This is a genomic window from Sinorhizobium mexicanum (assembly GCF_013488225.1).
GTDB lineage: Bacteria > Pseudomonadota > Alphaproteobacteria > Rhizobiales > Rhizobiaceae > Sinorhizobium > Sinorhizobium mexicanum.
This window is the reverse complement of sequence record NZ_CP041239.1, coordinates 171,474-191,702: the sequence shown is the minus strand read 5'-3', so window position 1 is coordinate 191,702 and position 20,229 is coordinate 171,474. Positions and strand designations below refer to the sequence as shown.

At 59.7% G+C, this 20,229-nt stretch carries 16 protein-coding genes and 2 pseudogenes; 15 read left to right on the top strand and 3 right to left on the bottom strand.

What is annotated here, in order from left to right:
* Positions 1–67: 67 nt before the first annotated feature.
* Entirely contained in the window at positions 68–604 is a 537-nt protein-coding gene (locus FKV68_RS20985) for a hypothetical protein (protein WP_425347624.1), read from the bottom strand.
* 279 nt (positions 605–883) lie between these two features.
* Here FKV68_RS20985 and FKV68_RS20980 point away from each other — a divergent pair, with 279 nt between their 5' ends.
* Positions 884–1,333, top strand: a complete 450-nt coding sequence (locus tag FKV68_RS20980; protein WP_180941903.1) for a transposase — start codon at positions 884–886, stop codon at positions 1,331–1,333.
* A 249-nt stretch (positions 1,334–1,582) separates the two neighbouring features.
* On the opposite strand, the gene FKV68_RS20975 is transcribed toward FKV68_RS20980, so the two are convergent.
* Complete coding sequence (locus FKV68_RS20975; RefSeq protein WP_180941902.1) at positions 1,583–3,631, bottom strand: sensor domain-containing protein; 2,049 nt, start codon at positions 3,629–3,631, stop codon at positions 1,583–1,585.
* Between the two features lie 953 nt (positions 3,632–4,584).
* On the opposite strand from FKV68_RS20975, the gene FKV68_RS20970 reads away from it, so the two are divergent.
* From FKV68_RS20970 to FKV68_RS20925, 10 genes and pseudogenes are all read left to right on the top strand, one after another.
* Entirely contained in the window at positions 4,585–4,791 is a 207-nt protein-coding gene (locus FKV68_RS20970; protein WP_180941901.1) for a hypothetical protein, read from the top strand.
* Between the two features lie 245 nt (positions 4,792–5,036).
* Entirely contained in the window at positions 5,037–5,969 is a 933-nt protein-coding gene (locus FKV68_RS20965; RefSeq protein WP_180941900.1) for a type 1 glutamine amidotransferase domain-containing protein, read from the top strand.
* Positions 5,956–6,360 (top strand): DUF302 domain-containing protein, encoded by a 405-nt coding sequence (locus FKV68_RS20960; RefSeq protein WP_180941899.1) that lies wholly within the window; start codon positions 5,956–5,958, stop codon positions 6,358–6,360. Before FKV68_RS20965 ends, FKV68_RS20960 begins: the two co-directional genes overlap by 14 nt.
* A gap of 854 nt (positions 6,361–7,214) precedes the next feature.
* Entirely contained in the window at positions 7,215–8,093 is an 879-nt protein-coding gene (locus tag FKV68_RS20955; RefSeq protein WP_180941898.1) for a MurR/RpiR family transcriptional regulator, read from the top strand.
* Between the two features lie 284 nt (positions 8,094–8,377).
* Positions 8,378–10,524 (top strand): annotated as a pseudogene (locus FKV68_RS20950) (TonB-dependent receptor family protein).
* Between the two features lie 66 nt (positions 10,525–10,590).
* The gene (locus FKV68_RS20945) at positions 10,591–11,514 is read left to right on the top strand and encodes an ABC transporter substrate-binding protein (protein ID WP_180941897.1); all 924 of its coding nucleotides are present in this window, start codon (positions 10,591–10,593) and stop codon (positions 11,512–11,514) included.
* A gap of 3 nt (positions 11,515–11,517) precedes the next feature.
* The gene (locus FKV68_RS20940) at positions 11,518–12,534 is read left to right on the top strand and encodes a FecCD family ABC transporter permease (RefSeq protein ID WP_246452663.1); all 1,017 of its coding nucleotides are present in this window, start codon (positions 11,518–11,520) and stop codon (positions 12,532–12,534) included.
* Entirely contained in the window at positions 12,531–13,538 is a 1,008-nt protein-coding gene (locus FKV68_RS20935) for a FecCD family ABC transporter permease (protein ID WP_180941896.1), read from the top strand. The genes FKV68_RS20940 and FKV68_RS20935 overlap by 4 nt, the downstream gene beginning before the upstream one ends.
* Positions 13,531–14,352 (top strand): ABC transporter ATP-binding protein, encoded by an 822-nt coding sequence (locus FKV68_RS20930; RefSeq protein ID WP_180941895.1) that lies wholly within the window; start codon positions 13,531–13,533, stop codon positions 14,350–14,352. The genes FKV68_RS20935 and FKV68_RS20930 overlap by 8 nt, the downstream gene beginning before the upstream one ends.
* A 27-nt stretch (positions 14,353–14,379) precedes the next feature.
* A pseudogene (locus FKV68_RS20925) lies at positions 14,380–14,778 on the top strand (GNAT family N-acetyltransferase); the annotation flags it as partial.
* A 154-nt stretch (positions 14,779–14,932) separates the two neighbouring features.
* Here FKV68_RS20925 and eglC read toward each other — a convergent pair.
* Complete coding sequence (eglC, locus tag FKV68_RS20920) at positions 14,933–16,330, bottom strand: endo-1,3-1,4-beta-glycanase EglC (RefSeq protein WP_180941894.1); 1,398 nt, start codon at positions 16,328–16,330, stop codon at positions 14,933–14,935.
* Between the two features lie 502 nt (positions 16,331–16,832).
* On the opposite strand from eglC, the gene FKV68_RS20915 reads away from it, so the two are divergent.
* The 4 genes from FKV68_RS20915 (at position 16,833) to FKV68_RS20900 (ending at position 20,163) form a co-directional block, all read left to right on the top strand.
* Complete coding sequence (locus FKV68_RS20915) at positions 16,833–17,318, top strand: adenosine-specific kinase (RefSeq protein ID WP_180941893.1); 486 nt, start codon at positions 16,833–16,835, stop codon at positions 17,316–17,318.
* A gap of 437 nt (positions 17,319–17,755) precedes the next feature.
* Complete coding sequence (locus FKV68_RS20910; protein WP_180941892.1) at positions 17,756–18,724, top strand: quinoprotein relay system zinc metallohydrolase 2; 969 nt, start codon at positions 17,756–17,758, stop codon at positions 18,722–18,724.
* A gap of 30 nt (positions 18,725–18,754) precedes the next feature.
* Positions 18,755–19,570, top strand: a complete 816-nt coding sequence (locus tag FKV68_RS20905) for a quinoprotein dehydrogenase-associated SoxYZ-like carrier (RefSeq protein ID WP_180941891.1) — start codon at positions 18,755–18,757, stop codon at positions 19,568–19,570.
* On the top strand, positions 19,567–20,163 hold the full coding sequence (locus FKV68_RS20900; protein ID WP_342454822.1) for a rhodanese-like domain-containing protein: 597 nt from the start codon (positions 19,567–19,569) through the stop codon (positions 20,161–20,163). Before FKV68_RS20905 ends, FKV68_RS20900 begins: the two co-directional genes overlap by 4 nt.
* Positions 20,164–20,229: the final 66 nt, after the last annotated feature.

Sequence of the window (20,229 nt, the reverse complement as noted above, 5' to 3'; positions counted from 1 at the left end):
GAGAAACCGCCGGCTAACTGGCGTTCTCCGGAGCTGAGCCAAGGCAAACTGCAATCCGGGGACCAGATCAAAAACGCTCAAGCATTTTCCTCAGCTGCGCGTTCTCCGTGCGGAGTCGCTCGACCAATAATCTCTTCAGGCGGTTGTTTTCTGCCTCAAGCAAGCCAAGCTCGTCGATCTCACGTGATCCGGGGACAACGGGCTCGCCGCGCTCCGGGCGCGGCTTATTGGATGCCTTTGCAGCCTGCCTGCTGGTTCGCCTAACATGTTGCACGACAGTCAATACAGGGTTGGCCAGATCTTCCGACTCCTGCCTCTCCTGTGCTTCGAACGCATTGTCGCCAATCGATGACGATGATGAGACTGTCGCGCGCCCGTCAACATAGAGTTTACGGGGATCATCGCTATTTACCGGCTCAGTTTCGCCGCCACCGACCGTCACATCCAAAGACCGACCACTGGTGAAGATTGGGTGCGATTGATCCTCTAGCCCACTGGCCATGGCCTTGAGGTCGACGTCCCCCCAAATGGAATTCGCCCGTGGCTTTGTTTGCCGACGGCTTGTCTTGTATTCAACCTGGAAGTTCCTTTGTGGCCTTTTCATAGAACCCTTCGTGTGAACATTGAAATGCAGACCAGGTGCGATCGATCCGGAAGTCAGAACTGCTGACCAGCGTCCGTTTTCCCTAGCCTTCTCGCGGCCATCTTTCAACAGGCTGAGCATACTGACTCAGCGTTCATGGGTTTCTGCTTGGCATCCACGCCCAGGTGCCGCCGTTCAGTTAGAGGATGCAATCATCGATTAAGGGTCCTCAAAACGCTTGAGTTGACTCTTACCGCTGCTCGCTAAAAACTGCGAAAACTCTAACTGGGAGAAAGACATATGGCAGAGGAAAATGCCGTGAAAACCGAGGCGCAAGAGGCAGGAACGGAACCCAAGAAGGTAAACGCAAAGCCTGCGGCTCAACGCAAGAAGACGAAGGCGGCGGCCAAGGCAACGCCAAGTGCTCCTGCCGCGAAAGCACCGACGCATAAGATAAGGAAATACTCCGAAGGCGAGCGGGCGGAGAAGCTCGTCCTAATCAAGAGCCTGCTTTCCGCCGGCAAGGGGACCCTCAAGGACGCATTGAAGCAGGCCGGCATCACGGAGCAAACCTACTACAACTGGAAGAAAGCCGCGGAGCCCACTTCTAAGGATGCGGCGGAGCGGCAAATCGACGATCTCAAGGACCTCGTTGAACTCGAAGAGGAAAATAAGCGGCTTCGAAAGATCCTGGCCGACAGACTGCGCGCGGAGAATGCCGAGTTGCGCAAGAGATTGGGTATGGATTGAGGGATCCGAGGAGGAGGTACGTCGTTCGTCGGGTCGTCGCCTCTGCGCTGTTGTCGCGACAACGCAGTTCGGGAACGATAAACTCCGGTTCAGAGCGATTTCGTTTTGCAGGAAGCCCCCCGTACCCGAGCGTCACTGCAGACGCCAAATTGAGAGTTGGGCGATGATCGAGGGGCCCGGGTACAACCGCGAATGAGCCCAAAAACGTCCATGGTGTTCCGCGCATCACGGCACCGCCGTCCGATCGGCTCACGCTCTTGAGCCGCCCACCAGATGCGCGTACTCGCCGATCGGTAACGGCTTGCCAATTAGGTATCCTTGAACCGAGGGGCAGCCTTCACCACGAAGAAAGTTGAGTTGATCCTCATTTTCCACGCCTTCGGCGGTGACTTTCATCCCGAGCGTCAGGCCTAGCTGGATGATGGCACGAACGATCGCCGCGGATCTGTTGTTTTCCTGCACGCGTGAAATGAATGACCTGTCGATCTTGATCTTATCGATCGGAAACTCCTGGAGATACGCCAGAGAAGAGTATCCGGTTCCGAAATCGTCGATGGCGATCTTTACGCCTAGGATGCGCAATCGCTGGAGTGTCGAGTTCGCTCGGGCAAAGTCATCAAACAGCGCGGTCTCGGTGACCTCCAGCTCCAGCCGCTCGGGGGCAAGTCCAGTCTCCCGAAGTATCTGAGCTACAAACGTGGGCAGACCGTCATTCTGCAGTTGGACTGGCGAGAGGTTAACAGCAATTTGCATCGGTTTTGGCCAGCGTGCCGCCTCTTGGCTGGCTCGTGTGAGGACCCACTCGCCTATCGCGTCGATCTGTTTGCTTTCCTCAGCCAAAGGGACAAAAACTGCAGGCGGCACAAGCCCGCGCTCGGGATGCTGCCATCGGAGCAAGACCTCAAAGCCATGGATTTCACCGCTTGCATCTGCCTGTGGCTGGTAGAATAGCTTCAATTCATTTCGCTCGATGGCCGCGCGCAGGTCCTGCTTGAGGACGCGGCGATCGCGCAGCCCGCGATCGACATTTGTCTCGAATGCCCGAAACACCCCCGAGCCGTCAGCTTTGGCCCTAGAAAGGGCTGCCTCTGCGTTTGCAAGCAGCGTGGCCGCATCGCGGCCGTCGTTGGGGTAGAAGGCAATGCCGATGCATGCTTCGGCACTCAGCCTCCGACCATCTAACTCCACCTCCTCCGCCAGGTCTGATAACAGGCGATCTGCGACGTTAGCTGCCAAACTCGGGAGTTCACCGTTCACCACTATTGCAAATTCATCCCCTCCGATCCGCGCTAGAAATGCGCCTTCCGCTGCACGGTTGAGACGAATGGCCACCTCCTGTAGCAGCTGGTCACCCACAGTGTAGCCAAACAGATCATTGACGTCGTTGAAGCGGATGAGATCGAGACACAAGACCGCAAAGGGTTCGCGGGTGACCGAAGTCCGCTCCAGTTCAAATCTCAGATACTCATCGAAAGCCACGCGATTCGGTAGATCGGTCAACCCATCATGCGTCGTCAAATGCAAGATGTGGTCTTCTGCGCGCTTCAGGTCACTTACGTCGTGCAGTGCGACGAGCACCGCTTCACGATCTTCAAGTTCGAATGATCGTGAATAGGGGATCACATGAATTAGGGCTCCGTCCGCCTTTATGTGACGCCAAACTCGGCTTCCCTGATAGGAACCGCGATTCGCGCCGACCGCCTCACGAAATGCCGCGGCGTCTTCCGGTGGCCTGATATCCACGAGAGTCATCGACATGAATTGTTCATGGCTGTAGCCGTAATGGTTGATTGCCTCTTGGTTCACCGCGAGGAACTGCAGGCTTTTTCTGTCGAAGACCCACATGGGAATGGGATTCTGATCGAAGATCAGCTTCCACCATGTCTTCCGCTGCTGCAGTTCGGTGACGTCCGAGATGCACGCGACGATAGTGGGGGTGCCATCCGGCAAGCGGGCGCGCTTCTTTCGGGTCACGATGGAGCGGATTTTGCCGTCGCGTGGCAGTAACTCTTCGCTTTCATCGACTTCGCCGCTCAGCAGCACTTGGCGATCAATGTGCCTGAATCCGTCCGCAAGCTCCTTGGAAACGAAGTCATAGTCGGACTTGCCAACAAGCTGCTCATGGGATCGGCCCATGAACTCACACATGCTCTCGTTCAGCGCGAGAAAACGGGAATTCGTATCTTTAATAAAAACTGGTAGCGGGATGATATTCAGCACATCCCTTAGAGCACGTAAATCTTCCGACGAGGCAGAGCGCGGTCGCTTTCTGCCATCCCCGGACCTTGAAACTGTCATTGCGATCACTCCAATCTTGGAATGCACCTACAGAGACATAGGGCGTTGAGCTTGCGGCAAGTCCATTGGTTTCGCTTTTTCGGCGATCCGTCCGCATACAATCTGCGGACGTATGTCGGTGACTTCTTTCCGACAAGGGCCGGGGCGACTTTTCTGGGCATCGTCGCGCGGGCCCAATCCGGCAATGTCGCGCGACGGCTTGGTGTTTTCGGATCGCTTTGATCGCGTATGCCCCGGAGGGGCAAGCTAGCTCGAGAGCATAGGTTCAAATGCCTGGTGCATATTGGGCAGCTTCCGCCATATGCGACACTTCGCCTCGCCCGGTTCTTGACCAGATGGGTCATTCGCGCGACCGGCGATCAAGTAGTGGAACCCACTGCCGGCGACGCTGCGTTTCTTGTCGCTGCGGTGGCACCTTCGCGAACTCGCACCGGATGCGGGTTCACGTCCGAGCATTCATGGCGTAGAGATCCATGCCCACACAGCGCAGATGTTGCCGAAAAGGGTCGTGAAGCCGGTGACGACGCCTTTATCAGGCAATCCGATTTTTTTGTCGTTGAGCCTGAACCGGCGTTCGACGCTTTCGTCGGCAATCCGCCCTACATCCGATGTCAGGATTTTACAGGTGAAACGCGAGCCCGCGCACGCGAGGCCGCTGTTAGAGGCGGCATTTCACTCAACCGTCTTGCATCAAGTTGGGCGGCATTTACGGTGCGCTTCGCGCTCTATCTCAGACAAGGTGGGCGCCTAAACGCCACAGAGCTCGTAGTCAGCGCCGGCATCGGGAAGAATCTCTTCCACCGCGTCAATCCCGCTTACCTCCCTGGAACGTAATGATATTAGCGAGAACTGACGTTCGAATAAAAGCGGACGATCTGCAGTTGCCGCTTCCGGTAAAGCTCCAACGTTACACGGGGCCACCCCTTGATCGTACAGACGTTGCACACGCGCAAATGAACGTTATCCCGGCCGCCATGTACGCCGGTATAATGGACATCGACCTGTCTGCCCCGGCAAATATGAGGGCGAAAGGAGACGGACATCAGTACGCAGCCTATGGAGCAGAACTCGCCCGGCGCCTTAACATCGACGACGCCCCAATGCGGGCGACAGCTGCCAAGGGCTTCATGGGGGACACCTTTTATCTCGTCGCCAAGTAGGCTCGCAAGCGACCTTCCGACTGTCTATCGCCCGTGTATTGAACGAATTGGAAACCATTGAAGGGTCCGGCTGAAGCCCCGTCGGGCGGTTCAAGAGATCGTCGGCGCGTTCAAAAGCGTTTGCGATAGCCAAGGCACGATCCGCACACGTCCAACTCGAGTGACACTTCAATCAAAGTCACCGTTGCCTGACACGAAGAGCTTCACCGCGCCTTCCAAAGAGAAAATGCAAAGAGGAAACGGTCATGAGAATTCTGATGGTCCTGACGTCGCACGATACGCTGAGCGATACTGGCAAGAAGACCGGGTTATGGCTCGAGGAGTTTGCAGCTCCCTACTACGCCTTCCTCGACGCCGGGGCGGAAATCACCCTGGCGTCGCCGAAGGGAGGCCAGCCGCCGATCAATCCGAAGAGCGACACTCCGGAAGGCAAGATGCCTCTAATTGAGCGGTTCGAGGCTGATCCGGCCGCCCAGAAGGCTCTTGCCAACACCTTGCGTCTTTCCGATGTCAACTCTCGCGACTTCGCCGCGATCTTCCGCCCCGGCGGTCATGGACCGATGTTGAACCTCGCCGAAGATGCGAAGTCCATCAAGCTGATCGAAGAATCCTACAACGAAGGTAAACCGGTAAGCGCGGTATGCCATGCGCCCGCCGTCCCGCACCGCGTCGAAATCGATGGCGAGCCCCTCGTCGGCGACAAGCGCGTATCCGCCGCCCACGTCCCCTGTTTCTACGAGGTGAAGGAGACGGCAATTCGCGAACTGCTGGCAAACAAGACGCTTACCAATCTTGTCCCGCTCAAAATTCAGGCCGAAATCGCGATCATTGGTCGGCAGGATTCCATCTCCCGGCTCGGCGATGCGGGCAACAGCTTTATCCCTGCCCTCCGGCCATGGGAGCAGCGCTGCCACGCTTTGATAGGCCTCCTAGATCTCCATCAGATCGTGACCACCAAAGAATTGAACCAGCGCGTAAACACATCCATTGCTCGGAGGGCCGATGGGCTAAGTCAATACGAACGTTCTATTTCCGCCATTTCGGACGTCCTTCTCGATAAGGGCATCCTCGATCCGAGTGAGCTTGCGCTTGCGATGGCGGACGTAGAAATGCGTGCAGTTTGCATCCCGGCGAAGGTAGACGCCAAGAGAGTGGAGAACCCCGATGGTACCAAGTGACCTCGAAAACGGGATCGCTAGCCACCTGTCGTTCGAGCAAACCTTGGCGCGACTTCTCCATGGCATAACACGGCGGCATCTCAAAATTTTCGCTACTATCGATTTCGCCGCCGACGCCGGAAGCGTTGGCATGGATTTGCGGCCGACCGCTATAATAATCTTCGGCAACCCGACGATAGGCACCCATCTCCTGCAGGATGTCCAGACGAGCGCGCTCGATCTGCCCCTGAAGGTGCTCGTCTATCAGGATAGCCGCGGCGAGATCTGGATCACGCATATCGATCCGGTCACGATTGCCGAACGCCACGGTCTTGGTCCCGAAGCTCGCCAAGCCGCTGCTCTGATGCGCCAACTGTTGATCGAACTCGCCGCTGAGGCGGCGAGTAGATGAGCTTCCAACAGGTAAGATGACCGACGTCCCGATCGGCACTGGCACATCGACTCGAATCCGTCCCTCCAAGGATTTTGAGTCCCTTCGGAGGTTTGCCTCAACGGCATCGATGTCGTGCAAGACGCGACGGCATTCTTCATAGTATGCCTCGCCATCTGCCGTTAGGCCGAGGTTTTCTTGTCGTTCGCTGGAGCAGCATGAGGATCGGTGCTTTTCGAGCCGGTTGAGCGCCATGTGACCGAAGAGCTCGGCGCAGAAAGCGTCGCGGCGGCCTTAGAAATGCTTCCAGCCGACCACCTTACGAAAACCTCCATCGTCTTCAACCGATCCACGGTCGTCGACGTCCTTCATCACGAATTGAAGGGCCTGATGGATAGATTGACCTCGGGTTCTTCAATTCGGACACAACAGAGCCCCCTCGGTATCGCGGACGGGTATAGGCTGCGTCGTGAACCCTGACGAAAGTATCCCTCCGTCAAACTCGAGTATAATTCAAAGTGGCGGCGGTCGATGGTAGCTTTCTCTCGTCGGCAGCGAAGTCGTTCCCCTCGACTAAGCGGACTACGCGCCACGGCGCGTTGCTGGCTTCGGTGTTTTCCCCCTCCCCGCCGAAGCAGCGCGGACAGTTGGTCCACCGAGGCCGCCTCCCCGCCGGGGCGGCCTCGTCTCGCTGCGTTGGCCACGGCCGGCTCGGTCACGCTGCAGCTTTCACGAAGACGAAGTTTTCCCCGGGCAGCAAACCCTTGCCGGCACACCTGAAGACCCGTTCTCTATATACAATGCATGTGGGCGTTGTTTCCTCGTGTCCTCTGATACGGTATGGGCGTAGATTCAAAAACGGAGTGACTGCACCGATGGAAGCCACGGACCGAACATCCCAAGTGCTCAAGGAGCACTTCGACCGTCATCGTTCGAGCCTCAGCCGGTCGGAGCTCGCGGTCGCCGAGCACCTTCTCACGATGCCAATCGATGTTCTGATCTTCCGAAGCGCCGAGGAAATTGCGGTCGAAACCGGAACGAGCGACGCCACCGTAATCAGAACTGCAAAGCGGCTCGGGTTCAGCGGGTTGCCGCAACTGAAGCGTATTTGCAGCCGCGTGATGGCAAAAACCACTCCCGCGGTGAACCGGCTGGAACAACGTTTCCGCGCCACTGGTGATGATCTTGTGAGAGTTGCTGGTCAGATATTCTCCGAAGCCTGTGAGGCTCTGACCTCGACTAAGGACGAGATCGATGAACAGTCCCTCTATTGCGCAGTCGGGATCATCGAAGAGTCCGATACGGTCTGGTGCCTGGGCATGGGTACATCCGAAACTCCGGCAAGGCATTGTGCGACAGCGTTGAGGAGAGTGGGAATGAGGACACGTTGTTCCGGCGCATCGGGGTTCACTCTTGCCAACGAACTCATCGATCTGCGTCAGAAAGACGTCGTCGTACTGTTTCATGCGCTGCGGGATGTGGCCGAACTCAAGCTCATCGTTGATCAAATCAGTGCGATAGGGTGCAAAGTCATCCTCGTCTGCGGTGTTCAACTGCGAGAGGCTTATCGAGGAAAAGTGTCCGCTGTGCTGACCTGCCTCGGTGTTCGTTCCAAGCTTGCCAGCTGGAATCTGAGCGCGATCGCGATCGCGGATATCCTCGCCTATAGCGTGGCGGTACGAAACCGCGAGCAGGCGCTTGCAGCGAAGAAAAGGCTTGCCGACCTCAGGAGTCGCGTGGGCATTGCAGATTGAGGCATTCAACAAAAAAACATGACTGACACAGTAATCTTTTATTGAAGTGCGGACTTCATTCCTGTAGTAGATCCGACAATCCAATTGATCCGATCGCCAGCGAACTGCAGGTAGCCATGAATCGCCTCCATCCGCCGCCAGGCTTTTAAAATCAAGTCGCCGGGATGGACGCCAACCGTCCGAACAGCGACTGAACCTCTCAACCATCTTTCGCCAGATCGATCCGCGCGAAGCCGTAGCGCGGGCGGATGTCCTATGCGTTCAACTGATATCGGGGGATATCGATGCTCAATCGAAACGGGGCTTTCAAAACGGCACTGCTTGCAGCCGTCTTTTTCTCACCCGCCCACGGCTTCGCTCAGGAAGCCGAAACAACGCTGTCGCCACTCGTCGTTACGGGCAATTGGCTGGATCACCTAACGAGGAAAAGGTCCTCAAACATCCCGGCGCGCGCACCATCCTTGAAAGAAAGGATTTCGAGGAGCGCGGCGCCCAGGATATCCGTGACGCACTCAATCAAATCCCCGGCGTTCAGGTGCAGGAGAGCAACGGCACCGGCGGCAGCGACGTGTCGCTCAACGTCGGCGTACGCGGTCTGACTTCGCGGCTCTCGCCGCGCTCCACGATTCTCATGGATGGAATTCCGCTATCCTATGCGCCTTACGGCCAGCCGCAGCTGTCGCTGTTTCCACTGACTCTTGGTAACGTCGACACAATCGACGTCGTTCGTGGTGCGGGATCGGTGCGTTACGGGCCACAAAATGTCGGCGGGATCATCAATTTCGTGACGCATCCCATCCCGGATGACTTCACCGTGCGGCTGGGGTCCGGTGCGGAAGTCGCCGGTAACAACGGTCACCTCAAAGCAACGCCCACGTTCCTTGTCGGTGGCACCAACGACGATGGCCTAGGTGGAGCCCTTCTCTACTCTGGCATCCACGGAGAAGGATATCGAGACAGCAACGATCGCTCCGATATCGACGATCTCTTCCTGAAGGGCAAGTATGAGCTTTCGGATACGGATACGCTCGGCATTCAGTTCCACCACTATAGCGGTGAAGGCGAGATGCCGGGCGGCTTGACAACCGCCGAATATGCAGACGACCCTTATCAGTCGACGCGCCGGTGGGACGACTTCACCGGACGTCGCAACGACATCTCGTTGCGTTATCAACATAATGACGGTGAGAACAACTTCGAGGTCCTCTCCTACTATGTGAACTCATTCCGCGGTAGCCATGTGGAGCAGCAGGGGACGGGTGCAAACGCCGGCCTTTACCGTCTGACGTCCGCACCACGCAACTATGAATACTTCGGCATCGAGCCGCGATACTCCCGCCTTTTCGAACTGGGCGATACGAACCATGAATTGACCGTCGGCTATCGCTTCCTTTGGGAGGAAAGCTCGGAGGTCGCCGCGCGCACCACTTTCTACGATCGCGCGACTGGCATCAATCCCGACAGCCTGCCGATGAACACCTATCAGACGAGCAGCGGCGGCACGACCGCTCACGCCTTCTACATCGACGACAAGATCGAGATCGGCAATTGGACGATCACGCCGGGCGTCCGCTACGAAATCATCAGCACACATAATGACGTGACGAATTTTACCGGCGGAGTAGCAACGAGCGCCTCCAATCCCGCAATCGACGCCCGGGAAGTTCTGCCTACAGTTTCGGCCGCTTATGAGGTCAACGACGTCTGGACTGTATTCGCCAACGTCGGCGTTTCCTTCGGCCCCCAGCAATACAGCCATCTCGCCTCGACGACCGACGGCTTGCATCCGGAAAAGGCGACGACATACGAGATCGGAACCCACTATCAGGGTGACAACTTGAGCGGCGAACTGACAGCCTTCTACATCGATTTCGATGAAGAGCTGTATCTTGGTCGAAACATCGTCGGTGAAGGGATCTGGACGAACCTTGGCGCAACCAGGCACCAGGGGATCGAGGCGGCGGCGCGCTATGACATGGGCGGCGTCGCGCCATGGCTGGACGGCCTGTCGCTCTATGCGACTTACACCTACACCGAGGCGACCTACGAGGCCGGCGGCTTCAAGGGGCGGGATTTGCCGTTCTATTCCCATCACGTCGGAACGATCGGCGCCAACTACCGCTACGAGGATTGGGGCTTCGACGCAAACATCTTCGCGCAGTCCGGCCAGCACTCCCCGGGCAATTCCGATAGTGGCACTTATGTGACCGACGAAGATCCTACGGGTCGCCTGGGCGATATCCCCGGTTACGGTGTCGTCAATCTTCGCGTCGCATACCAGCCGGAAGACAACAAGAACGCGCCCAAACTGGCGTTCGGCGTGAAAAACCTGTTCGACAAGCAGTATTTCACGCGCTCGACCGATAACAATGGCGGCAAGTTCGTCGGCCAGCCGAGAACCTTTTTCGTCAATGCTTCGATTGCCTTCTAGGCAGATTTCCACGAGATTGCGGCCGGCCAGGGCCGGACGCGAGACCACTGAAGGAAACGGTTTGAGATGAATACGACCCGACGCAATTTTGGTTTTGCTCTCGTATTGGCATTGGCCACGGCAGTAGCCCACACGTCGCAGTCCGCCCGGGCTGAGGAAACCCGTACGATCGACCATGTACATGGCAAAACGCAGGTTGCCGGCCACCCTACCCGGGTTATCGCGATGGAGTTCTCCTTCGTGCAGGCACTCGACGTGCTGGGCGTCACTCCGGTTGGCATCGCCGACGACAACCAGCCGAAGCGCATCGAACAGCTCGTCGGCCGGAAGATCGACTACTCATCCGTCGGCACGCGCCTGGAGCCCAATCTCGAACTGGTCAGCACGCTTTCGCCCGACCTGATCATCGCCGACGACATCCGGCACGCCGCGCTCTATTCGCAGCTCAGCCAACTGGCGCCGACCATCGTGCTGAACAGCTGGGAGGGCAATTACCAGACGATCAAGGAAGCGGTCGTAACCATTGCCGATGCGCTGGGCGAAAAGACAACGGGCGATGAGATCATCGCGGCACATGAGGCCCGCATCAGGGCACTGATCGACAAGATCCCGCCCGGGGAGAAGCGCCGCTTCCTGCTTGCCGTCGCCAACCCGGACACCATGAGCCTGCACACCTCCGCCTCCTTCTCGGGCTCCGTTTTCCAGGCCATCGGGCTGATACCAGCGGTCGACTCCAAGGATGCAGTCGAAAGCGGCGCAGGTCTCGAGCGGCTCGTCGCGGTCAACCCCGACGTGCTTCTGGTCGCGACCGACAAGCCTGGAACGGTGTTCGACCAATGGAAGTGCAATGCCGCCTGGCAGAACATTTCAGCCGTAAAAAACGGCATGGTGTTCGAGGTCGACCGCAACCAGTTCTCGCGCTTCCGCGGTCTGAAGACGGCTGAACTAATGGTCCAGGAAATCCTCGCCAAGGTCTACAAGGTCGAGTAAGCCGTGGACGTAACTGTCACGAAGGCCGAGACACAGCAGCGCCCCACAAATTCCTTTGCGATCGGGGCCGTGTTTCTTGTCCTGCTTTCCATCGCGATCGTCGCCGGCATCGGCTTCGGCGTCTCCGATCTACCCATCAACCGCGCTTTGCAATTGCTGTTTTCTCCGGACCGCTCGGCCGCGAGCGCGCTCGTCTGGGACGTCCGCCTGCCCCGCGCAGCACTTGCAGTCGCGGTCGGCGCCAATCTTGCCATCGCCGGCGTGCTGATCCAGACACTGACCCGCAATCCGCTAGCCTCGCCTCAAACTTTCGGCATCAATGCCGGTGCCTCGCTCATCATCGTTATCGCTTTGATCGCATGGCCGGACATCCGTGGCGCCGGCATGGTTTGGCCGGCCTTTGCCGGCGCTGCCGCGATCGGTCTTGTCATGTGGGCGCTTTCCGCCTCCGGCACGATGGGCGGCATGGAGCTGGCCCTTGCCGGAATCTCGATACAGCTCGTGCTCGCTGCCGTAGTTCAAGCAATCCTTATCGCCAACAACGCGGCGCAGGACATCGTCTACTGGCTCGCCGGCTCGGTGAACGGCGCCCAATGGTCGAAGGTCTGGATCATCCTGCCTTTCAGTCTGGCTGGCGGAGCGGTGGCGTTAATCGGCGCACGGCATTTCGACGTCCTGGCGCTCGACGAAACGACCGGTATCTCGCTCGGCCAGAACGCGAAGCGTGTCGGCGGGCTCGCGGCCACTCTGATCGTTATTCTCGCCGGTTCGGCGGTCGCCGTCAGCGGCCCGATCGGCTTCATCGGTCTGCTGGTACCGCATATCGTCCGGCGGCTGGCCGGCGGCGACCACCTGACTGTGCTGGCACTCAGCGTCATCTGTGGTCCCCTCCTGCTGAACTGTGCCGATCTGCTGGGCCGCGTTGCAGCCTTCCCCGCCGAAACCCCGGTCGGCATCGTCACCGCACTGATCGGCGCGCCGGCATTCCTGATCATCCTTTGGAAGCAGAGGGCGAAATGAGCGCCACCGTTACGAACCGGGCCGACCTTCGCATGCTGACGACCAGCCTCGTCCTCTTCAGCCTGATCCTCGCCGTCGCAGTGCTCGGCATGACCATCGGCGCCGTCATGCTATCGATCGGCCAGGTTCTCGATGGACTGGTCGGCGGCAAGAACGCCTTCATCGTCACACAATACCGCGCGCCGCGCGTGGTGATCTCCATCCTTGCCGGCGCCGCCTTCGGCGTGGCAGGCGTCTTCCTGCAGGGGGCGCTGCGCAACCCGCTCGCCTCGCCCGATGTCGTCGGCATCAGCAAGTCCGCCGGTCTCGGCGCTTTCCTCGCGGGCCTCTTCACTCCGCCCGCTTGGGCGATCTGGTCGATCCCGGCCGGCGTGGTCGCCGGCGCGATGATCGGCGCGCTCATCCTGCTTTCGATAGGCCGCAGTTTCGGCGGCGGCATCGGTGCGCTGGCGCTGGTCGGTGTCGCGCTCGGTCTCTTTGCGCAGGCTTTGATGCAATATGTCATGGTTCTCTTCCCGACCCGTGCCGATCAATCCATGGTCTGGCTTGCCGGCAGCGTCTACGGCAGCACCAGCGTCAAAGTGATCGCATTGACGATCTGGCTTGCCCTCTGCCTGCCGCTGATCGTCGCCGCAAGCCTGAAGCTCGATACCGGCGGGTTCGGCGACGATACGCTGATCAGCCTCGGCATCTCGCCCGGTCTTTTACGCGGCGGCCTGATCGTCGTTTCCGTACTGCTCACTGCCGGTGCAGTGGCGAGCGTCGGCAGCATGGGTTTCCTTGGCCTGCTTGCGCCGCATGCCGCCCGTCTTCTGGTCGGCGCCCGCGCCCGCCATCTCGTTCTGGTCAGCGCGCTGATCGGCGCGCTCACGCTTTCTGCTGCCGATCTCGTCGGCCGCATCGTCGCCCTGCCGAACGAAATCCCTGCCGGCATCATCGCAGCAGTGATCGGCGGTCCCTACCTCATCTTCCTGCTCATCAAGGAGGCCGGCCGTCATGAGTGACTTGCCCTCAGCCGATTCTGGCCCATCCCGCCTTTCCTCCAAGGATCTGAGCCTTGGCTACGCGACGGCGAAGATCCTCGAGCATGTCGACATCGCCATTCCGAACGGCAAGATTACAGCCTTGATCGGCGCAAACGGCAGTGGCAAGTCGACCCTCCTGAAAACACTCGGCCGAATTCTCCAGCCGATCGACGGGACCGTGTTCCTCGACGGAAAGACTATCGCCGGCTGGTCGAGCCGTGATATCGCCCGCACTCTGGCGCTTCTGCCACAAGGCCCCGTCTCGCCGGACGGGCTGACGGTGCGGCAACTCTGCCGTTTCGGCCGTCACCCGCACAAGGGCATGCTGTCACGCGCAACAAGGCACGATGAAGAAGTCGTCGAACAAGCGCTCGCCGCAACCGGTCTTGCCGACCTCACCGAACGACCGCTCGAGCGGCTCTCGGGTGGCCAACGGCAGCGCGCCTGGATCGCCATGGCGCTCGCCCAGGAAACACCGATCCTGCTGCTCGATGAGCCGACGACGTATCTGGACATTGCCCACCAGCTCGAAGTGCTGGAATTGTTGAAGAACCTGAACCGGAAGCAAGGCCGCACGATCGTCATGGTCGTGCACGATCTGAACCACGCCGCACAATATGCCGATCATATCGTCGCCGTCGCGAACGGCGGCGTCCATGCCGCCGGACGCCCGACCGAACTCCTGACACCCGATCTAATCAAGGCGGTCTTCGGCATCCACGCAGTAGTCGTATCGAATCCGGTCGACGGCACACCGCTCTGCCTGCCGATCGTCAAATCGTGCGATGCCTAGTCCAGACCGATTGGACGGTGTCACGAGGGGAGCAGCGCATTCCCTAACGGAAGCGCCTTAGCACCGACGGCTACGCCGGGACGGCGCTGTGGCTATCGCCCGGTGTGCATTCGGACGAGGAAGGGCTTGGTGCGGTGCTCGAGAGCACGGTTGCGCGCTCTCTTGCCCCCCGAAACCACGGCCATATTCGAGCAGATGGCCACGTACCACCCAACCGAACCACATTGGTACCTGCCCCTGATCGGCGTCGACCCGGCACATCAAGGCAAAGGTCACGGCGACGCCCTGATGGCGCACGCACTCGCACGGTGCGATCGCGATCACGCGCCAGCCTATTTGGAATCCTCGAACCCGCGCAACATTCCGTTCTACAGACGCTACGGCTTCGAGCCGCTCGGCGCGATCCAGGTCGGTTCCATGAGATGAAGCTGGCAAAGGAAGCGACGTCTCCCACGTGTCGCGCCGTCCCTCAGCGGCGTCAGGTCTCAGCCTGTTATGAGTGCCCGCGCTGGTCCCCCGCGCGGGCACTTGCCTTTCAGGTCGATCAGGGAAAGCCCGGCCCGGTCGCTCCGTTCGCCGCTCAGATCTGCCAGTCGGCGTCGAGCGAATAGGCCTTGATATAGTCGACCTTCATTTCGGCGCCGTCGACGAGCCCGTCGGTCGGCGAACCTGCCATGCCCCCGACGGCGAGATTGACGAGCATATACATCGGATCGTGCATGTCCGAGGGGGTGTCGGCGCGGGCGATCGCCGCATCATCGAAGTACCAGACGATTTCCTCTTCCGTCCAAAGTACACCATACTTATGGAAGCCGCTTGTATCGGTGACCTGGGCCGCGCTCGCGATGCTGGTCTGCGAGCCGGTCTCGTTGGAATGCACGGTGGTGATGACAGTATTCGGATCCTGGCCGCGCATTTCCACGACGTCCAGTTCCGGCGGCCAGGAACCGTCGGCCGGCAGAAGCCAAAAGGCTGGCCATGCCCCCTGGTCGTCCGGCATGTCGGCGCGCATCTCGAAATAGCCATAGGTCTGGGCAAACGAAGAGTAGGTCGTCAGCATGCCGGAGGTGTAATCATAGCCGTCGGTCTCGGCCTGAATCGCCTCTGACGCCGGCTTGGCGGTGATCGTCAGAACTCCGTCCGTGACCGAGAAAGGATTGGCCGCGGCGGTCGGCTGATAGTCAGGATTGATGTACCATTGCAATTCGTCGTTTCCGGTGAGAGTCGATCCCTTCTCCGGTGCCCACCAGAACTTCGGGTCCCACACACCGCTTGTGCCGTCGTTGAGCTGAAGCGTGTTGAAGTCGTCCGAGAAGGTCTGCGTCAGAACGGATCGGTCCAGCGCCAGGCTGAACTGGCTCGCCTGCAGTTGATCGGCGGTGGTGTTCGCAAAGACGAGGCTTTCTCCATCGGCGAGGCTCAGTTTGAGATTGGCGCCTTCCTGGGCCAAGTTTGACAGGATCTGCTCGAAAGACGTGAAGCCGTAGCCCTCGAGCCTGACGATATCGTCGGCACCCAAGTCGCTGATCAGATCGCTGCCGTTGCCGTTCTTGAAAGCGAACGTATCCTGACCACCCGCGCCAGTAAGGACATCGTCGCCGGCGCCGCCGTCGAGCGTCTGGCTGCCCGCGCCGCCGGTGATGATGTTGTCAGCACTGTTTCCGAAGGCAAAACGGTCGTCGCCGGTGACCGTCAGGTTCTCGAAATTCTCCGGCAGCGCATAGCTCATCCAGGTGCTGATAGTATCAACACCCTCGCCGGGCGCCTCAGAGGCCTGGTTGTCCCCTGAATAGAGATAATAGATATCGTCCCCCCTGCCCCCGATCATGGTGACATTGACGGAACTGTCGCCCCACATCGAATCGTTGCCGGCGGTTCCGTAGAGGACCGATCCGGACCCGCTGGCGGAAAACCATGCCGTAGAACCGCCGCTATAGGACAGCGGCTCGCCCGAGGCATTAGTGACAGTTCTGCTCATCGAGAAGTCTCCTGTTTAGTGGTATGACCCCCGCCCGCAGGGGCACCCCTTAGCATCCCGGACTGTGACTTGTCGCACACACCCGCGCCTTATCCGGGCACCTCGAGCTTGCCGAATAGAGGTTGGAAGCTGCCGCTGTGGCCGCCTCAGGCCGAGCTGAACCGTCGCCAAGCCCGAGTATCAGGCTGGTGGCGGGATGACGACGGCGATGGTGGCGCAGATGGCAGCGCCCCTCGAAAGAAAGTGCCAAAGATGGCCTGATTTATCGGAACAATCGGAGGAGCCCTGCGTTTGGCGCTATCGCTCCTATCCGAGGCGATGTTCTTCGAAGCAGGGTCGGCTCAGCACCCCTCCCTGTTCTTCGGAGTCGACCAGCTGGCAGCGCCCCTCCTTCCGCAGCGAGGAAGCGAGGGTGGCCGCGCCGGGTCCGCCTGTGGCGGCTTGAAATCGCCTCTCGTCCGCCTACCTACCATTGCGTTGCCTACCTTGAAGGAGCGCAGCCATGGAGCTTACCGTGGTGCCCATCGTCAAGCCGGACACCTCCAACTTCATTTTTGGCCAGTCGCATTTCATCAAGACTGTGGAAGACCTCCACGAAGCGCTGGTGGGCGCGGTTCCAGGCATTCGCTTCGGGCTGGCCTTCTGCGAGGCCTCCGGAAAGCGGCTCGTGCGCTGGTCCGGTAATGACGAAGCCGTGATCGCCCTCGCCCGCGACAACGCGTTGGCCATTGGCGCTGGCCACACTTTCCTGATCTTTCTGGGCGACGGATTTTTTCCCGTCAACGTGCTGTCTGCGGTACGTGCAGTACCAGAGGTCTGCCGCATTTACTGCGCGACGGCCAACCCGACACAGGTGATCGTCGCGCAAACGGAACTGGGCCGCGGCGTGCTCGGCGTGGTGGATGGCGCCTCACCGCTAGGTGTCGAAACCGACACAGACATTGCGTGGCGGAAAGACCTGCTGCGAAAGATCGGCTACAAGCTGTAGTAGCTGGATGAAGCCAGGGCAGCAACTAACTCGCGACGTCCCTGAAAGAAGGGCCGCCCGGGCGTTTGCGCGGCTCGGTACTGCCCAACCTCCGGTCAGTCGCCATAGCTCAGTTTGAAAAGGAGATTGGCGCGGTCCTGTTCGATCGCAGCCGCAGCCAGATCAGGCTCACAAGCCAGCGAACTGCTTCAGGAGCGGGCAAGGGAAATACTGGAGTGTGTCGACCAGACCGAGCGCGAGGTAAGGCGCATCGGCGAAGGGGTTGCAGGCCGTCTGCGGATCGCCTTCGTTGGCACTGCCACATTCGGTGTCTTGCCCAACATCATCAAGGAGCCCGCATCCTCGCGGGGTCGGTGCTCGCGCCACTGTACATTGACAATCACGTCTATTTGCCTGCAGCTTGACAGTTGACACAGCCCTGCATTGTGGGAGGCGCCATGAAGGAGCCATCGCATTCGCCGATAGACGGGCCCCGCCCGCCCTCGATATCGCGGCGCGACCTGCTTGCAGGCTTCTGCGTCTGCTGCATGCCGCAAATCGGGTTTGCCGCTGAAGCAGTGGGCGTGGAGGAGATTGCCGACGGTGTCTTCGTCCGGCGTGGTCCTGACGTGGAAGTAACCCCAGGCAACCACAATGGCATTGCAAATGTCGGATTCGTCATCGGACGGGACGCAGTACTTGTAACCGATCCCGGCGGCAGTCTTGCCGACGGGCGATGGCTGCGCACGGAGATCAGGAAACGAACCGAAAGGCCGATCAGGCATGTGGTGGTGACGCACGTGCACCCCGACCATTGTTTCGGCGCGGCCGCGTTCAAAGAGGACATGCCGGCCATTGTTGGCCATCACAGGCTGGGCTCCGCACTTCAGGCGAGAGGCGGATTCTACCGCCAGCGTCTCGTCGAGGTGCTCGGCCCACAGGAAGTGGGGCATGTTGTGCTGCCAACACAGGAGATTGACGGCGATGGCGCCGAGATAGAACTGGGGAGCCGAATCATCCGAGTCACGGCCCACAAAACAGCGCATACCGATTGCGACCTTTCCCTGCTCGATTCGGCCACCGGTCTTCTGTTTGCCGGCGATCTGCTTTTTGTGGGACGCGTGCCTTCGCTGGATGGTAGCCTGCACGGCTGGCTCGACGAGATGCAGAGGCTGCAGTCCCTTGGCGCAACGAGGGCGGTGCCGGGGCACGGCCCTGCTGTGGTGGACTCCGCAACCGCATTTGCCAACCTGGAACGATATCTGGAGACGCTCAGGGACGAGACCCGCAAGGCGATCAAGGCCGGCGTGACGATCGAGGAGGCGATCGAAACCGTGGCACAATCGGAACGCGGCCGATGGGCGCTGTTTGACGATTACAATGGCCGCAACGTCACCCAAGCCTACAAGGAACTTGAGTGGGAATAGAAGACGAGATCCGCGATTGGAGAGCTTGAAATGAAGCTTCTGCGAGACCTCATAACGGCTGCTTGCATTGCCGCAACATACCCTGCTGCGGTGTCGGCCGGCGTTTCGGCGATCGACGGCCGCGAGCCCGAACGGCAGGCACGTTGGCAGGAAATAAGCGCGTATATTTTCGGCGATCGCCCGATCGAGGCGGGAGACGACCTGATCACGATCGAGGCGCCAGCCCGTGCTCAGGATCCGGCCCTCGTTCCGATCACTGTAAGGGTTTTGAGAAAGGATGAGGTGCGGGCCGTCCATCTCGTGATTGACGACAATCCGTCACCATACGCAGCGAAGATCAGCTTCGGCCCGGCGGGGGATCCAAGCGAGATCAAGCTCAGAGTGAGGGTCAACGACTATACGAACGTGCATGCGGTTGCCGAGACCAGCGATGGAGAGCTCTATCAGACGAGGACGTTCGTGAAGGCGTCGGGCGGCTGCACGGCTCCCATCGGAGTGAGTGACGCGGAAGCTCTGCAAAACGTCGGTCGCATGAAGATGAAGTTCGGCGGCGGCGACCATCCGAACGAGGCAACGTTGATGATCCGCCATCCAAACTTCAGCGGCATGCAGATAAACCAGGTAACCCGACTTCACACGCCGGCCCGGTACCTCGACCGGATCAGGGTTAGCTACGGCGAGCAGACCGTTTTCGAACTTACGGGCGATATCTCGCTCTCGTCGGACCCAGTGATCGGGTTTACGTACGATCAGTCCGAGAACGGCGAATTCACCGTTCACGCGAGCGATACGAAAGGTGTCAGCTGGAAGGGATCGGTTGGGGCGCCCGTGAGGATGGACGAATGATCCGCGCCGGAATCCGGGCATTGCCGGCCGCGATCTTGGCGGTCCTAATGATCTTTCCCGTTGCGGCCGCGCAAGACAAAGCTGCCGTCCCGGAGCCACCGGGGCTCTGGACCGGCCCGATGGTGAGTGACACGCCAGCAACACTCGAAGGCGCACGTGTGATCGACGTCCCCACGCTGGAGGCATTGTTGCGGCAAAAACCACTGCTGGTGGACGTAGGTCCCGCAGACCGGAAGCCGAACGGCCTCCCCCCTTCGACGATCTGGAAGCCAACACACCGCTCTATTCCCGGGGCGGTCTGGTTCCCGGGTGCGGGCCGCGCAGACCTGTCGGACGAAAAGGTCGATGCGCTGCTCCGGCGCATCGCGGACCTGACGAACGGGGACAAATCGGCTCCGCTGGTCACGTTCTGCCGGCCGAAATGCTGGGGTAGTTGGAATATTGGTAAACGCCTCGTTCGAGCGGGCTACACCTCAGTCCACTGGCTCCCTGCGGGCATAACCGGCTGGCAGGAGCGCAACGATACGACAGCCGTCACCCCTGAGACCGGATGGGCGCCGAATCCACCGACAGGCCGAAGCCCGTCGAAATAAACTGTGGGGGTTATGGACAGGCTGGACACGGCGACCAGGATAGCTCCAGTGCAGCAGCCCACAGCT

Excerpts from the sequence above, each read along its gene's own strand:
- FKV68_RS20970 (WP_180941901.1), top strand. The coding sequence starts at position 4,585 with ATGAACGTTATCCCGGCCGCCATGTACGCCGGTATAATGGACATCGAC.
- FKV68_RS20985 (WP_425347624.1), bottom strand. The coding sequence starts at position 604 with ATGAAAAGGCCACAAAGGAACTTCCAGGTTGAATACAAGACAAGCCGT.
- FKV68_RS20915 (WP_180941893.1), top strand. The coding sequence starts at position 16,833 with ATGGAGCTTACCGTGGTGCCCATCGTCAAGCCGGACACCTCCAACTTC.
- FKV68_RS20980 (WP_180941903.1), top strand. The coding sequence starts at position 884 with ATGGCAGAGGAAAATGCCGTGAAAACCGAGGCGCAAGAGGCAGGAACG.
- FKV68_RS20975 (WP_180941902.1), bottom strand. The coding sequence starts at position 3,631 with ATGACAGTTTCAAGGTCCGGGGATGGCAGAAAGCGACCGCGCTCTGCC.
- eglC (WP_180941894.1), bottom strand. The coding sequence starts at position 16,330 with ATGAGCAGAACTGTCACTAATGCCTCGGGCGAGCCGCTGTCCTATAGC.
- FKV68_RS20935 (WP_180941896.1), top strand. The coding sequence starts at position 12,531 with ATGAGCGCCACCGTTACGAACCGGGCCGACCTTCGCATGCTGACGACC.
- FKV68_RS20905 (WP_180941891.1), top strand. The coding sequence starts at position 18,755 with ATGAAGCTTCTGCGAGACCTCATAACGGCTGCTTGCATTGCCGCAACA.
- FKV68_RS20960 (WP_180941899.1), top strand. The coding sequence starts at position 5,956 with ATGGTACCAAGTGACCTCGAAAACGGGATCGCTAGCCACCTGTCGTTC.
- FKV68_RS20955 (WP_180941898.1), top strand. The coding sequence starts at position 7,215 with ATGGAAGCCACGGACCGAACATCCCAAGTGCTCAAGGAGCACTTCGAC.
- FKV68_RS20900 (WP_342454822.1), top strand. The coding sequence starts at position 19,567 with ATGATCCGCGCCGGAATCCGGGCATTGCCGGCCGCGATCTTGGCGGTC.
- FKV68_RS20965 (WP_180941900.1), top strand. The coding sequence starts at position 5,037 with ATGAGAATTCTGATGGTCCTGACGTCGCACGATACGCTGAGCGATACT.
- FKV68_RS20930 (WP_180941895.1), top strand. The coding sequence starts at position 13,531 with ATGAGTGACTTGCCCTCAGCCGATTCTGGCCCATCCCGCCTTTCCTCC.
- FKV68_RS20910 (WP_180941892.1), top strand. The coding sequence starts at position 17,756 with ATGAAGGAGCCATCGCATTCGCCGATAGACGGGCCCCGCCCGCCCTCG.
- FKV68_RS20945 (WP_180941897.1), top strand. The coding sequence starts at position 10,591 with ATGAATACGACCCGACGCAATTTTGGTTTTGCTCTCGTATTGGCATTG.